The following is a 13,992-nucleotide window of genomic DNA, read 5'->3' as shown; positions in this document are numbered from 1 at the left end:
TATCTTTCTTATTTGCCCGCCAACCGCAGCGGGTCCAAGTGAAGCGGGGCTGCCTCGCTCCCCGCGTGCAGCCCCGCCTTTTTTAGCATCGCTCCAACCTTGCCGGCCCGAAGCGTCTCACAAGTTTAGTGAATCACGCCGACTCGCGAGAAATTCGGCAGATTGCGCATCTTCGGATCCGGCCAGCTCATCCAGACTGCGAACGCCTTGCCGACGATATTGCGATCCGGAACCATGCCCAACAGGTCCTTCGGAATCTTCGGATCGTTCCAGTAGCGGCTGTCGTTGGAGTTGTCGCGGTTGTCGCCCATCATGAAGTAGTGCTCGGCCGGCACCTTCCACTGCTTGCCGGGCTCGATGCGGAAGCGGGTCATTTCCTTGCGGATCATGTGCTCCACGGCGCCCAGCTTCTCTCGGTACAGGGTCACACTGCCCAGCGTGCCCGGCTCCTCGCCCACCAGGGACTCGGCCACCAGTTGGTCGTTGATGTACAGGCGCTTGTCGCTGGTGTAGCGAATGGTGTCGCCCGGCACGCCAATGACACGCTTGATGTAGTTGATGTTCGGATCGCTGGGGTAGCGGAAGACCATGACATCGCCGCGCTGCGGGTCACCCACCGGGATCACCTTGGTATCCAGTACCGGAAGGCGGATGCCATAGGCGAACTTGTTCACCAGGATGAAATCGCCCACTTCCAGGGTCGGCTTCATCGAACCCGACGGAATCTGGAACGGTTCCACCAGGAACGAACGCAGCACCAGCACGATGAACAGCACCGGGAAGAACGACTTGCCGTATTCGACCAGCACCGGTTCCTTGTTCAGCTTCTCCAGCACCGCCGGATCGGCTTCGCTGACGGAGCCTTCATAGGCGGAAATGGCCGCCCGGCGACGCGGTGCGAACAGCACCAGGTCCACCAGGGCAAGAACGCCGCACACTGCGACGGCAATCACCAGCAACAGCGGGAAATTCAGGGTCATAGGGTTCAACTGTCCACTTTGAGCACAGCGAGGAAGGCTTCCTGCGGAATCTCCACGCTACCGACCTGCTTCATCCTTTTCTTACCGGCCTTCTGCTTTTCCAGCAGCTTGCGCTTACGACTCACGTCACCACCGTAGCATTTGGCCAGCACGTTCTTCCTGAGCGCCTTGACCGTCGAGCGGGCGATGATCTGCCCGCCGATGGCCGCCTGGATCGCGACGTCGAACATCTGCCGCGGAATCAATTCCTTCATCTTCTCCACCAGCTGACGGCCCTTGTACGGGGCATTGTCGCGGTGGACGATCAGGGCAAGGGCGTCGACCTTCTCGCCGTTGATCAGTACATCGAGACGAACCAGGTTGGCCGGCTCGAAGCGATCGAAGCTGTAGTCCAGCGAAGCATAGCCACGGCTGGTGGACTTCAGGCGGTCGAAGAAGTCCAGCACCACTTCGTTCATCGGCAGGTCATAGATCACCTGGACCTGGCCGCTGAGGAAGTGCATGTCACGCTGGACACCGCGCTTCTCGATGCACAGGGTAATGACGTTGCCCAGGTGCTCCTGAGGCACAAGAATCGTCGCGCGGCAAATCGGCTCACGCATCTCGTCGATGGAGGAAAGATCGGGCAGCTTGGATGGGTTGTCGACATAGAGGATGTCGCCATTCTTCTGCACGATCTCGAAGATCACGGTCGGCGCGGTGGTGATCAGGTCCAGGTCGTATTCGCGCTCCAGGCGCTCCTGGATGATCTCCATGTGCAGCATGCCGAGGAAGCCGATGCGGAAGCCGAAGCCCAGGGCCTCGGAGCTTTCCGGCTCGTACTGCAGGGCGGCATCGTTCAGGGTCAGCTTCTGCAACGCTTCGCGGAAGTCCTCGAAGTCATCGGAGCTGACCGGGAACAGGCCGGCGTAGACCTGCGGCTTGATGCGCTTGAAGCCTGGCAGCACGTCCACATCGGGTGTGTTGTTCAGAGTCAGGGTGTCGCCCACCGGGGCACCGAGGATGTCCTTGATGCCGGCGATGATGAAGCCTACTTCACCAGCCTTGAGGTCCGGGGTCTCGGTGTGCTTGGGGGTGAACACGCCGACGCTGTCCACCTGGTGGACCTTGCCGGTGGACTTCACCAGGATCTTGTCGCCCTTCTTGACGCGGCCGTGCTTCACGCGCACCAGCGAGACCACGCCCAGGTAATTGTCGAACCAGGAGTCGATGATCAGTGCCTGTAGCGGCGCATCAATCTCGCCTTCGGGCGCAGGAATGGCAGTGACCAGGCGCTCCAGCACATCTTCCACGCCCATGCCGCTCTTGGCCGAACAGGCCACGGCGTCGGTGGCGTCGATGCCGATGATGCTTTCGATCTCGTCCTTCACGCGGTCCGGGTCAGCCTGCGGCAGGTCCATCTTGTTCAGCACGGGCATGACTTCCAGCCCCTGCTCGATGGCGGTGTAGCAGTTGGCGACCGACTGCGCTTCCACGCCCTGGCCTGCGTCCACCACCAGCAGCGCGCCTTCGCAGGCGGCCAGCGAGCGGCTGACTTCGTAAGTGAAGTCGACGTGGCCGGGGGTATCGATGAAGTTCAGCTGGTAGGTCTTGCCATCCTTCGCCTTGTAGTGAAGGGTGACGCTGTGCGCTTTGATGGTGATGCCGCGCTCACGCTCCAGGTCCATGGAGTCCAGCACCTGGGCCTCCATCTCGCGGTCGGACAGGCCGCCGCACATCTGTATGAAGCGGTCTGCCAGCGTCGACTTGCCATGGTCGATGTGGGCGATGATGGAGAAATTGCGGATATGACTAAGGTCACTCACGGCTGAACACACTCGGAAGGCTGAAGGCGGCGGTCCGCCGAAAAATAGCCGGGAAGTTTACCTGAATACAGCCAGGGGCGTCACGCCGAGCCGGACGGTCAGGCATGAAAAAGGGCGGTCGAAACCGCCCTTTTCTGGTGCGCCGGCCTTACTCGGTCAGCTTGAACGTGATGAAGCTCGCACGCCCCTGGCGCAGCACGCGCATGGAAATCGAACGATCCTTCGGCAACGCCTTGGCGATTTCGCTGAAGGTTTTCGAGGAATCCACTGCGCGGTTGTTCAGGTGTGTGATGACATCTCCCGGACGCAGGCCGATCATGGCCGCCGGACCGCCCTGCACTTCCTTGATGACCACGCCGCCCTTGATATCCAGGGACTTGCGCTGCTCAGAGGTCAGTTCCGCCACGGTCACGCCCATGCGGTTGCTGCTGCGCTCGGCACCTTTGCCTTCGACGGCGGCGATTGCGTCGTCATCCTCGGGCAAGCTGCCAATGGTCAGACTCAGGGTCTGGCGCTTGTTGTCACGAATGACCTCCAGGGACGCCTTGTCGCCCGGCTTCATGTTGCCCACCAGGTGCGGCAGGTCGGCGGACTCATTGATGGTCTGGCCATTCAGGCTCAGGATCACGTCACCCACCTGCAGGCCGCCCTTGGCTGCCGGACCATCTTCCACCAGCTGCGCGACCAGCGCGCCGGCCGGCTTGTCGAGGCCGAAGGACTCGGCCAGATCCTTGTTCACTTCCTGGATCACCACACCCAGCCAGCCGCGATTGACCTTGCCGCCAGCCTTGAGCTGATCGGCGACGTTCAGCGCCACATCGATAGGGATCGCGAACGAAAGCCCCATGAAGCCACCGGAGCGAGTGAAAATCTGCGAGTTGATGCCTACCACTTCACCCTGCAGGTTCAGCAGCGGGCCACCGGAGTTACCCGGGTTGATCGCCACGTCGGTCTGGATGAACGGCACATAGTTCTCGTTCGGCAGGCTGCGGCCCTTGGCACTGACGATGCCGGCCGTCACCGAGTGATCGAAGCCGAACGGCGAGCCGATGGCCAGCACCCACTCGCCGACCTTCAGCTTGTCGGAATCGCCCAGCTTGAGCGTCGGCAGGCCCTTGGCGTCGATCTTCAGCACGGCCACGTCGCTGCGCGGATCGGCACCGACCAGCTTGGCCTTGTGCTCGCTGCGATCGGACAGGCGCACGAGAATCTCGTCGGCGTCGGCGACCACATGGTTGTTGGTCAGGATGTAGCCATCATCGGAAATGATGAAGCCCGAACCCAGGGACTGAGCCTCGCGCTGCTGGCCACGGGGAGCCTGCCCCTGACCGCCCTGGCCACGAGGAATGCTGCGCTCGAAGAATTCGCGCAGGCCCGGCGGCAGGCCGTCGAGGTCCGGAATGCCCATCTGTGCGCTGGAGCGATCAGGAAGCTTCTGGGTGGTACTGATGTTGACCACCGCCGGCGAGGCTTTCTCGACCAGCGGCGTAAAATCCGGTAGTTCAGCTCGCGCGGTAACCGACAGGCTAAGGGCCAGCAAGGCGACCAGCGCAGCCATGCTGCGTTTCAGGGTTTGCATTGACTACAGCTCCCGTGATGTTGATTGGGAAGATCACTAAATTGGGCCGGGCGGCCCACCGACCAGCGCACGCAGCACAACCGGTTGCATCGCCGGATCATCCGTATGGCGTCGCGTGTAGTGACGCACCAGCAGCCAGGCCAGCAGGAAACCCGCCAGCCCGGCCACGATGATGAGAGGCTCCCCCAGATCGAGGCCCGCCGCCAGGAGCGCCAGCGTGAACAGCCCGATCAGAGGAGACAGATAGAAAAGCAGGGCACTCTTGAGCAGCAGGCCTTCATCCATACCCAGCACGACTTCGTCGCCGGGCGCCAGCGCCAATGAAGACATGACCCGCATTGCGCCGCGCCGACGCACAACACCCAACTGACGCAAGAGTCCCTGGCCGCAACCAGCACTGACCGAGCACCCCGAGCAGGTGGAGTGGCGCAGCGTTTCGACCTGGACGGATCCAGAATCGACCGCAATCACCCTCCCCCGCTCTTGGATCACTGTGGCTGGGCTCCAGTTGGCCGCATGGACAACGCCACGCGCTCGGCCGTGCCACTGGGGATTTCACCGACCACGGTCACCATGGTGCCGCCATCGTCACCGGCGTACCGCCTCGACACCACCGTGGTCGGGCCCAGCTGGGTGCGGGCATCGTCGACCTTGGCGCCGTGCAGCGGTTCAAGAAACACCGAGAAGCGCGCCAGCCCATCGCCATAGGCGAGACACAGGACCTGGTCATTGGAGACCGGGCTGCGCTCCTGCAGCGTGCTATTCAGGGTAAAGCCCGGCGGCACCCATTCCGAATGCCAGGTGGTCTTCACTTCAGCGACCTTGGTTTCCTTCACCGGCTTGCAGGCCGCGCTCGGCTGGAGCGCTCCGTCGTCCGGCGCCTCCATGTCGATACGGGTGAACTGCAGGCGCTCGATGATCTGGCCCTTGTCGTTGAGCAGCAGGGACTTGAGCGGCAGCCCTGTTTCCTTGTCCAGGTGCAACTCGAACCCGTAGCGATGCTGATCTCGCGGAATGACCGCCAGCACCACCGCCGGGCGGTCGGCGATACGCGACTCGCCGGCGACGCGAACATCATAGTAAGCGGACAGATCCGTCGGATTGAGCTTGCGGGCCGGCCACAGCTCGCCGGTCGACACCTGTCCGGACATGCCGCCACCTACACACTGGGTGGCACCATCGACACGCACCACTTCCTGGCGCGGCCCATCGACCTGGACAAGATGCTCGCGAACCGAGCCATCACTCTCCACCCGATGCCAGACATCGTGGGTGGTGAAGGCTCCACTGCGTTCGTAGATGAATGTACCCTGGAAGTTCTGTTGCTGATCAGCCTCGGAAAGGCGCTTGATCCAGTCCAACGCATCAGCGGCCTGGACTGGCAATGCCAGCAGACCGCCGAGGAAGAACAACAGTGCTGTCGTAGCGCGCATGTCGCTCCTTAAGGTCGCAAATCAGCGGCTTTCCAGGCTCGCGGCGCGTGCGTAGGGCAGGGCGCTGTCGGTGCCGCTGACGGCGGACTGCTGCGCATGCTGACGCAGGTAACCCGGAAGACGCTGCTCGTGCCAGGTGGTCTGCCCGCCCTGGGCATTGGTGATCACCTGCGGCGCCTCGTCCTGAGTGTAGCCTGCCAGTACCGCCGGGCCTTGCACTTGCGGCAGGGCAATCTGCGGAGTGGCGCCTTGCTGGGCAAGGCCGTTGGCAACACTGTCATCCTGGTGGTACATGCGCACACCGGCCAGCACAGCCAGGGTCACCGAGGCGGCGACTGCCAGGCGGCCGACATTGCGCCAGGGATTACGACTGCGCGGGGCCGGCACGGCCTCGTCGGCCAATGCGGCGGATACGGCAGCCGCAATGTCCAGCTTGGGCATGGCCGGCTCGCGGTGCATCACCGCACGGGCCAGTTGGTAACGGGACCAGGTGGCCCGCAATTCGGCGTCCTCGCCGCAGGCTGCAAGCACACGCCGCAGCTCCAGCTCATCCGCTTCGTTATCCATAACAGCGGACAGCGATTCCTGCAGGGCTTCACGACTCATAGCGGTACCTCTCTTGGCTTCTGCCGCTGTATCAGACTTCATCATGCAACAAAGGCTGCAAAGCTTTGTCGATCGCTTCCCGCGCACGGAAGATCCGTGAGCGGACGGTTCCCACCGGACACTGCATCACGGTGGCGATATCTTCGTAACTCAGGCCTTCGAACTCGCGCAGGGTCAACGCCGTGCGCAGATCATCGGGCAACTGCTGGATGGTGCGATGGACCGTTTCCTCGATCTCATCCCGCAGCATGGCTCTTTCCGGCGACTCGATGTCCTTCAGGGCGTGATCGCCATCGAAGAACTCCGCGTCCTCTGCCGTGACATCGCTGTCCGGCGGCCGCCGACCGCGCGCAACCAGATGGTTCTTCGCGGTGTTGATGGCGATACGGTACAGCCAGGTATAAAAGGCACTGTCACCGCGGAAGTTACCCAAGGCGCGATACGCCTTGATGAATGCTTCCTGCGCGACGTCCTGGGCTTCCTGGGCGTCGTGCACGAATCGCACGATCAGCCCCAGAATCTTGTGCTGGTACTTCAGCACCAGCAGGTCGAATGCCCGTTTATCTCCGCGCTGTACCCGTTCAACCAGTTGCTGATCCGTTTCCTGGGTTAGCATGAATGCTCCTCTGAAAACCTGGAGGAGCTTCGAGCACCCTGGTGAATCGTCCTGCCAAGATAGACTCGGGTCTTTTGCAAAAGTTCTCCCCTCCAAGCATACGCCGCACAGTTTTTTCACATTGGCGGCAACCGGACCCCGACATGCGTCCGGAGCCCGTCAAATTCAACTGTACCGGGCGGAACACCCGCTCCCCTTCCGCGCAATGTCAATCTGCGCGCAAAGCTGATTGGGTATTCCGCGTTCGAACCGGAACGCCTGAAAAAGTTCCGGTGAATTGCTGTGATCCTGCAATGACCTCGACGCCGCCTCTGACGTCCGCCAGGCTGGCTTCAGCGGTGAGGAATGCCTCCGGCCCTGCGACTGCCGCCCACCGCACGCGCATTCGGTGTCATCGGTTCGCCAGTATTGTGCCGTGGCCCCCTTCTATATACTAGGGCGCCATTTTGTGGAGCCGGGTATGAGTCAGCATTTCCAGCACGATGTCCTAGTGATCGGCAGCGGGGCCGCCGGCCTGACGCTGGCTTTGACGCTGCCCTCGCACCTGAAGATCGCCGTACTGAGCAAGGGCGAGCTTTCCCAGGGTTCCACCTTCTGGGCCCAGGGCGGCGTCGCTGCCGTGCTGGATGACACCGATACCGTGGAGTCCCATGTCGAGGACACCCTGGTCGCTGGCGCCGGCCTGTGCCGCGAAGACGCGGTAAAGTTCACTGTCGAGCATAGCCGCGAAGCCATCCAGTGGCTGATCGAGCAGGGCGTACCCTTCACCCGCGACCATGAGCCGGGGCGCGAGGATGGCGGCTTCGAATTTCACCTGACGCGAGAGGGCGGCCACAGCCACCGTCGCATTATCCATGCCGCCGACGCCACCGGTGCGGCGATCTTCAATACGCTGCTGGAGCAGGCGCGCCAGCGGCCGAATATCGAGCTGCTGTCGCAGCGGGTCGCCGTCGACCTGATCACCGAGCGAAAACTGGGGATGAACGGCCAGCGCTGCCTGGGGGCCTACGTGCTGGATCGCGCCACCGGCGAAGTCGACACCTTCAGCGCGCGCTTCACCGTCCTTGCCTCCGGCGGCGCCAGCAAGGTCTATCTCTATACCAGCAACCCGGACGGCAATTCCGGCGACGGCATCGCCATGGCCTGGCGCGCCGGCTGCCGGGTCGGCAACCTGGAGTTCAACCAGTTCCACCCGACCTGCCTGTACCACCCGCAGGCCAAGAGTTTCCTGATCACCGAGGCGTTGCGTGGCGAAGGCGCCCTGCTCCGCCTGCCCAACGGCGAACGCTTCATGCCGCGCTTCCATGCCCTGGGCGAACTCGCCCCGCGCGACGTGGTGGCCCGCGCCATCGACCATGAGATGAAGCGCCTGGGTATCGACTACGTCTATCTGGACATCAGCCACAAGCCGGCCGAGTTCATTCGCGAGCACTTCCCCACCGTCTACGAACGCTGCCTGGACTTCGGCATCGACATCACCCGCGAGCCCATCCCGGTCGTGCCTGCGGCGCACTACACCTGCGGCGGCGTACTGGTGGACGAGCATGGCCATACCGATGTGCCGAACCTCTACGCCATCGGCGAAACCACCTTTACCGGCCTGCACGGCGCCAACCGCATGGCCAGCAACTCGCTGCTGGAGTGCTTCGTCTACGCCCGTTCCGCCGCCGCCGAGATCCTCGCCAAGCTGCCCAAGGAGCAGGCCCCGGTCGCGCTGCCCTGCTGGGATGCCAGCCAGGTGACCGACTCGGACGAAGACGTGATCATCGCGCACAACTGGGACGAACTGCGGCGCTTCATGTGGGACTACGTGGGCATCGTGCGCACCAACAAGCGCCTGGCCCGCGCCCAGCACCGCGTGCGCCTGCTGCTGGACGAGATCGACGAGTTCTACTCCAACTACAAGGTCAGCCGCGACCTGATCGAACTGCGCAACCTGGCCCAGGTGGCCGAGCTGATCATCCTCTCCGCCATGCAGCGCCGCGAGAGCCGCGGCCTGCACTACACGCTGGACTATCCGGACCTGCTGCCCGAGGCCCGCGACACTATCCTGGCGCCGTCCACCTATTGCGGCTGAACCTCAGCCGCACCCGCAGACGCCGGTGCAACTCCGGCGCCAGGGCATCGGCGGGGACGCAGACGCTGCGAGCCAGCCAATCGCCGGGGCGGCGGAAACGCAGGACGATCAACCTGGGCAGCGCCAGGCTGTCCGGCATCAGCTGCACCGGCTGGAAGCCTTCCCGCTCGCTCCACAGCTGCCAGCCCTCGGCGTTGTGGCGCAGTGCACGCACCGAATCCGGCGCGCGCAATAGAATCTGCCGCGGCACAACCCAGCAGGCATGCAGCAGGCCGAGACTCAGGCCGAGCGTTTTCCAGTGAAGGGGAATGTCCGCGAGCAGCAGCGCCAGGACGGCACCGAACTGCGCGGCGAGATAGGCCGCCAGCAAACCGATGGACGGTTGCCAGCGGCACTCGAAGGGGTCACTTCGGCTGGACACGGTCCAGGATCATGCGAACGATGATGCGCAGGTCGACATCTTCCGGTTCGCCGCGCTGCATGAACCAGCCGAACATGTCCTGGTCCTCGCACTCCAGCAGCTTGCGGAAGCGCGCCTGATCATCGGCGGGCAGGCCCGGGTAGACTTCCTGGACAAAGGGCACCAGCAGGACGTCCAGTTCCAGCATGCCGCGGCGGCTGTGCCAGAAAAGGCGTTTGAGTTCGGTTTCGTCGGTCATCTGCGGGCACCTCGATTAACAGCGGGCGAATACGTGTTGTCGCTCGCGAAGTCGACGGACGGCGCGAGCCGAGCGGCATTATACGCATGCTCGACTCCCCCGGCACCCGCTGACAAGGCGGGGCCTGAGCTCTATCATGAGGCCCCTAACTTTCTTCCAGCGAATCGTGATGACCGACTCTGCTTTCTACACCGAACTCAATCACGAAGGGATTCTCGCCGTCCGTGGCGCGGACGCCGCCAAATTCCTCCAGGGCCAGCTGACCTGCAATCTCAATTACCTCAACGCCGAGTATTCCAGCCTCGGCGCCCGTTGCACGCCCAAGGGCCGGATGACCTCCAGTTTCCGCATCCTCGCCGAGGGCGAAGGCTTCCTGCTGGCCATGGCCAGGGACCTGCTGGACAGCCAGTTGGCGGACCTGAAGAAGTACGCCGTGTTCTCCAAGGCCACCCTCTCCGATGACAGCAGCCAGTGGGCGCGCTTCGGCCTGAGCGCTGCGGACGCCGTTCTGGCCGAACTGAAGCTGCCGCTCTCCGGTGAAGCCGACCAGGTAGCGCGGGCCGACGGCCTGATCGCCATCGGCCTCGGCCAGGGCCGCGTCGAACTCTGGGTGCCGGCCGAGCGTGCCGCTGCCATTGCCGAGCTGCTGCAGGCCCACCTGCCCCACGCCGAACTCAACGACTGGCTGCTCGGCCAGGTGCGTGCCGGCGTCGGCCAGGTGTTCGGCGCCACCCGCGAACTGTTCATCCCGCAGATGATCAACCTGCAGGCCGTGGGCGGCGTGAGCTTCAAGAAGGGCTGCTACACCGGCCAGGAAATCGTTGCGCGCATGCAGTACCTGGGCCGCCTCAAGCGCCGCCTGCACCGTCTGAAACTCAACAGCGGCGAACTGCCGGAGCCGGGCCGCGAGCTGTTCTCGCCGGTGCACTCCACCAGCGTCGGCGAGGTGGTACTGGCCGCCCGCGCGGCCGATGGCGTGGAGCTGCTCGCCGTGCTGCAGGACGACGCCGCTGCCGACGGCAATGTGCGTCTGGGCGAGGATCAGCCCCTGCGCCTGCTGGATCTGCCTTACGTTCTGGACAGCGATCGCGAGATCCAGCGCTGAATTCCGTGCCGGGCGGGGAGCCCGGCTTTCCCTGAAGGACACTTCATGAGCAAGCTTGCCGAAAAAGTACAACAGGAACTGCTACGGGCCATCGACAACGATGAGCTGGTGCTGCCGACGCTGCCCGAAGTCGCCCTGCGCGTGCGCGAAGCGGCCGAAGACCCGGACATCAGCATCCAGGATCTGGCCAAGGTGATCGGCAACGACGCCGCCCTGACCGCGCGCATTATCAAGGTGGTGAACAGCCCCCTGCTGCGCACCAACAAGGAAATCAACGATCTGCAGATGGCGATCAGCCGACTGGGGATCAACTACACCTGCAACCTGGCCACCGGCCTGGCCATGGAGCAGATGTTCCAGGCCACCTCCGACGTGGTAGACCGCAAGATGCGCGAGGTGTGGACCAAGAGCACCGAGATCGCTGGCATCTGCCACGCCCTGTGCCGCCACTACACTCGCCTCGCGCCGGACCAGGCGACCCTCGCCGGCCTGGTGCACCAGATCGGCGTGCTGCCGATCCTCACCTACGCCGAGGAGCACAGCGAGCTGCTGGCCGACTCCATCAGCCTCAACCACGTGATCGAGCGCATCCACCCGATCATCGGCGACCGCATCCTCAAGGCCTGGGACTTCCCGGCGCCGATCGCCGCCGTGCCGGGCCAGCACCTGGACTTCAGCCGCGACTCGGCCAAGGTCGATTACGTCGACATCGTCCAGGTCGCCACCCTGCAAAGCTACCTCGGCAGCCAGCATCCCTACACCGAGCTGGACTGGGCAATCATCCCGGCGTTCGCCAAGCTGGGCCTGGACCCGAAGGCGGACGTGAAGGAAGACGAAGACCTCTCCGCCGCCATGGAAGCGGCCATGAGCATGTTGCAATAACGGCATTGAGCTTGGCAGGGCTGCTCCTGCCCAGCGCTGAAACCCGCCCTTGCCGGCGGGTTTCGTGTTTCTGGCTCAGGCGTTTTCCGCCGGGAAGGTCACCCGCACCAGCAGCCCGCCCAGCTCGCCCTGGCCCAACTCGATGCGGGCACGATGCGCGCTGCAGATCTCGCCGACGATGGCCAGGCCCAGGCCGGTGCCCTGCTGGCGGCGGCGGTAGAAGCGGCGGAAGACCTTGTCGTGCTCTTCCGCCGGGATGCCGGGGCCATCGTCCTCGACCTCCAGTTCTGCCGGCGAACGCACGCGGATGATCACGTTGCCATCTGCCGGAGCGTGGGCGATGGCGTTATCCACCAGGTTGCTGAGCAGTTCGTTGAGCAGCGTCGGGTCGCCCTTCACCCAGGCCGGTTCATCCGCTTCCAGCGCCAGCGCCACGCCGCGCGAATAAGCCAGGGGCGCCAGCGCCAGGCCAAGTTCGCGGGCCAGTTGGCCCAGTTCGATGCGCTCTCCTGCTCCTTCGGCAATGGCGCGGGCACCACTTTCGACGCGAGCCAGCGACAGCAGCTGATTGGCCAGCCCGGTCACCCGGTCGGTGTTCTGCACGGCCTCGACCAGCGTCGTGCGCCATCGCTGCGGGTCTTCCTCGCGCAGGCCCAGCTCCAACCGCGCCTTGAGCGCGGCCAGTGGCGTACGCAGTTCGTGGGACGCCTCGGCGATGAACTGCGACTGCCGGTCGAACAGCCCGCGCAGACGCACGGTGAAGTGGTTGAGCGCCGCCACCAATGGGCGCAGTTCCTTCTGCACACGGACTTCCGGCAGCGGGCGCAGGTCGTCCGGCTGGCGCTCCTCCACCGCTTCGCGCAGGCGATCCAGGGGGCGAAGGCCGGCGCTCACCGCGTACCAGACCATCATCAGCGCGGCAATGGCCGACAGCGCCAGGTTGAGCAAGGTGTCGGCGAGCAGGTTGCGCGCCAGCCGCTCCCGCGCGCCCATGGTTTCGGCGACGCGGATTTCCGCCATGCCGTTGACCGTCGGCTGGCTCACCGGCTGCAACAGGCTGACCACCCGCACGCCCTGCCCCTCGTAGGTGGCGTCATAGAACTTGGCCAGCGCCGGGTAATCGTCGGTGCGCGGGGTGGTCGGCAGCGGTGCCGGCAGGTTCTCGTAGCCGGAGATCATTTTCCCCTGGGGATCGATCACCTGGTAGAAGATCCGCCCGGCGCTGTCGTACTCGAAGCTGTCCAGCGCCACGTAGGGCACGTTGGCGCGCAGGGTGCCGTCGCTGGCGTAGAGGCCGTCGGCGATGTCCCGCGCGGACGCCAGCAGCGTTCGGTCATAGGCTATGTCGGCGGCGTGGCGGGCACGCCAGTACGTGGCCGCGCTGCCGATCAGCAGCAGCACCAGCAGCAGGCCGCCAAGGCGCCAGAGCAGCCGCCCGCGCAGGCTTCCCGTGCCGGGAAAGCGCCAGCGCCGTTCAGCCATCCTGGGCTTCCAGCAGGTAGCCCAGGCCACGGAAGGTGACGATACGCACCGAGCTGCCCTCGAGCTTCTTGCGCAGGCGATGCACGTAGATCTCGATGGCATCGGCGCTGGCATCCTGGTCCAGGCCGAACACCTGCGCCGCCAGTTGTTCCTTGCTCATCACCCGCCCCGGTCGCGCGATCAGCGCCTCCAGCACGGCCTGCTCGCGGGAAGTGAGGTTCATCGCCTGCTCGGCGAGAGTGAAGCGCCGCGCGCCGAGGTCGTAGACCAGTTCGCCGCAGCGCTGCTGCTGTTCACCGCCGAGCACACTGCGGCGCAGCAGGGCCTTCACCCGCGCTTCCAGCTCGGTGAGTTCGAAGGGTTTGGCCAGGTAATCGTCGGCGCCCAGGTTCAGGCCGTGCACACGGTCACGCACCTCGCCACGGGCGGTAAGCATCAGCACGGGCAGCGTCTTGCCGCGCTCGCGCAGGCGCGCCAGCACCTGGAAACCGTCCAGCCGCGGCAGGCCGACATCGAGGATGGCCAGGGCGTAGTCCTCGCTGGCCAGGGCCAGGTCGGCGGCCACGCCGTCCTGCAGCAGGTCCACCGTCCAACCCGCGCCCTTGAGCGCCTGGGCGACGCTCTCGCCAAGCTGCGGATGGTCTTCAACCAAGAGGATTCGCACGTGGGACTACCCCTTCGGACTACAGGTTCGGGCCGGCAGTTTACCCATCCGCGAGCCGCTGTGAATGGGGGAAATTCGCTGAAATCACTGTGAAAGGAGACTGA

At 64.4% G+C, this 13,992-nt stretch carries 14 protein-coding genes; 3 read left to right on the top strand and 11 right to left on the bottom strand.

Translation table 11 applies throughout. The features are described from left to right. Positions 1 to 125: 125 nt before the first annotated feature. From lepB to rpoE, 7 genes are all read right to left on the bottom strand, one after another. Positions 126 to 980: a signal peptidase I gene (gene lepB, locus LDJ84_RS07180; protein WP_024765540.1), complete on the bottom strand. Its 855-nt coding sequence runs from the start codon at positions 978 to 980 to the stop codon at positions 126 to 128. Between the two features lie 5 nt (positions 981 to 985). After that, positions 986 to 2,785 carry a translation elongation factor 4 gene (gene lepA / locus LDJ84_RS07175; protein WP_024765539.1) on the bottom strand — a complete coding sequence of 600 codons (1,800 nt, stop codon included), beginning with the start codon at positions 2,783 to 2,785 and terminating at the stop codon, positions 986 to 988. A gap of 148 nt (positions 2,786 to 2,933) precedes the next feature. Further along, positions 2,934 to 4,364, bottom strand: coding sequence for a DegQ family serine endoprotease (locus LDJ84_RS07170; RefSeq protein ID WP_038803782.1), 1,431 nt, complete (start codon positions 4,362 to 4,364; stop codon positions 2,934 to 2,936). A gap of 36 nt (positions 4,365 to 4,400) precedes the next feature. Beyond that, positions 4,401 to 4,856, bottom strand: coding sequence for a SoxR reducing system RseC family protein (locus LDJ84_RS07165; RefSeq protein WP_024765538.1), 456 nt, complete (start codon positions 4,854 to 4,856; stop codon positions 4,401 to 4,403). Continuing rightward, a complete protein-coding gene (locus tag LDJ84_RS07160) occupies positions 4,853 to 5,797 on the bottom strand; it encodes a MucB/RseB C-terminal domain-containing protein (RefSeq protein ID WP_024765537.1) in 945 nt (314 codons plus the stop codon). Before LDJ84_RS07160 ends, LDJ84_RS07165 begins: the two co-directional genes overlap by 4 nt. A 21-nt stretch (positions 5,798 to 5,818) precedes the next feature. Beyond that, entirely contained in the window at positions 5,819 to 6,403 is a 585-nt protein-coding gene (locus LDJ84_RS07155; protein ID WP_024765536.1) for a sigma-E factor negative regulatory protein, read from the bottom strand. Between the two features lie 31 nt (positions 6,404 to 6,434). Next, positions 6,435 to 7,019 carry an RNA polymerase sigma factor RpoE gene (rpoE, locus tag LDJ84_RS07150; RefSeq protein WP_024765535.1) on the bottom strand — a complete coding sequence of 195 codons (585 nt, stop codon included), beginning with the start codon at positions 7,017 to 7,019 and terminating at the stop codon, positions 6,435 to 6,437. Between the two features lie 460 nt (positions 7,020 to 7,479). Here rpoE and nadB point away from each other — a divergent pair, with 460 nt between their 5' ends. After that, positions 7,480 to 9,096, top strand: a complete 1,617-nt coding sequence (gene nadB / locus LDJ84_RS07145; protein ID WP_226046119.1) for an L-aspartate oxidase — start codon at positions 7,480 to 7,482, stop codon at positions 9,094 to 9,096. Here nadB and LDJ84_RS07140 read toward each other — a convergent pair. Together LDJ84_RS07140 and LDJ84_RS07135 are read right to left on the bottom strand one after the other, a co-directional pair. Then, a complete protein-coding gene (locus LDJ84_RS07140) occupies positions 9,065 to 9,517 on the bottom strand; it encodes a protein YgfX (RefSeq protein ID WP_226046118.1) in 453 nt (150 codons plus the stop codon). The two genes, nadB and LDJ84_RS07140, sit on opposite strands and share 32 nt — an antisense overlap. Further along, positions 9,501 to 9,755: a succinate dehydrogenase assembly factor 2 gene (locus LDJ84_RS07135; RefSeq protein ID WP_226046117.1), complete on the bottom strand. Its 255-nt coding sequence runs from the start codon at positions 9,753 to 9,755 to the stop codon at positions 9,501 to 9,503. The genes LDJ84_RS07140 and LDJ84_RS07135 overlap by 17 nt, the downstream gene beginning before the upstream one ends. 169 nt (positions 9,756 to 9,924) lie before the next feature. On the opposite strand from LDJ84_RS07135, the gene LDJ84_RS07130 reads away from it, so the two are divergent. Next, on the top strand, positions 9,925 to 10,860 hold the full coding sequence (locus LDJ84_RS07130) for a YgfZ/GcvT domain-containing protein (protein ID WP_024765532.1): 936 nt from the start codon (positions 9,925 to 9,927) through the stop codon (positions 10,858 to 10,860). Positions 10,861 to 10,905: 45 nt separating this feature from the next. Continuing rightward, positions 10,906 to 11,742: an HDOD domain-containing protein gene (locus LDJ84_RS07125; RefSeq protein WP_024765531.1), complete on the top strand. Its 837-nt coding sequence runs from the start codon at positions 10,906 to 10,908 to the stop codon at positions 11,740 to 11,742. Between the two features lie 75 nt (positions 11,743 to 11,817). Here LDJ84_RS07125 and LDJ84_RS07120 read toward each other — a convergent pair whose 3' ends face one another. Further along, a complete protein-coding gene (locus LDJ84_RS07120) occupies positions 11,818 to 13,224 on the bottom strand; it encodes a sensor histidine kinase (protein WP_226046116.1) in 1,407 nt (468 codons plus the stop codon). Continuing rightward, the gene (locus LDJ84_RS07115; RefSeq protein WP_024765529.1) at positions 13,217 to 13,888 is read right to left on the bottom strand and encodes a response regulator; all 672 of its coding nucleotides are present in this window, start codon (positions 13,886 to 13,888) and stop codon (positions 13,217 to 13,219) included. The genes LDJ84_RS07120 and LDJ84_RS07115 overlap by 8 nt, the downstream gene beginning before the upstream one ends. Positions 13,889 to 13,992 lie beyond the last annotated feature (104 nt).

It is taken from the genome of Pseudomonas sp. HS-18 (genome assembly GCF_020401845.1).
Classification (GTDB): Bacteria; Pseudomonadota; Gammaproteobacteria; order Pseudomonadales; family Pseudomonadaceae; genus Pseudomonas; species Pseudomonas nitroreducens.
Note: the sequence above shows the minus strand (reverse complement) of the source record. Positions and strands in the feature narration are given on the sequence as shown.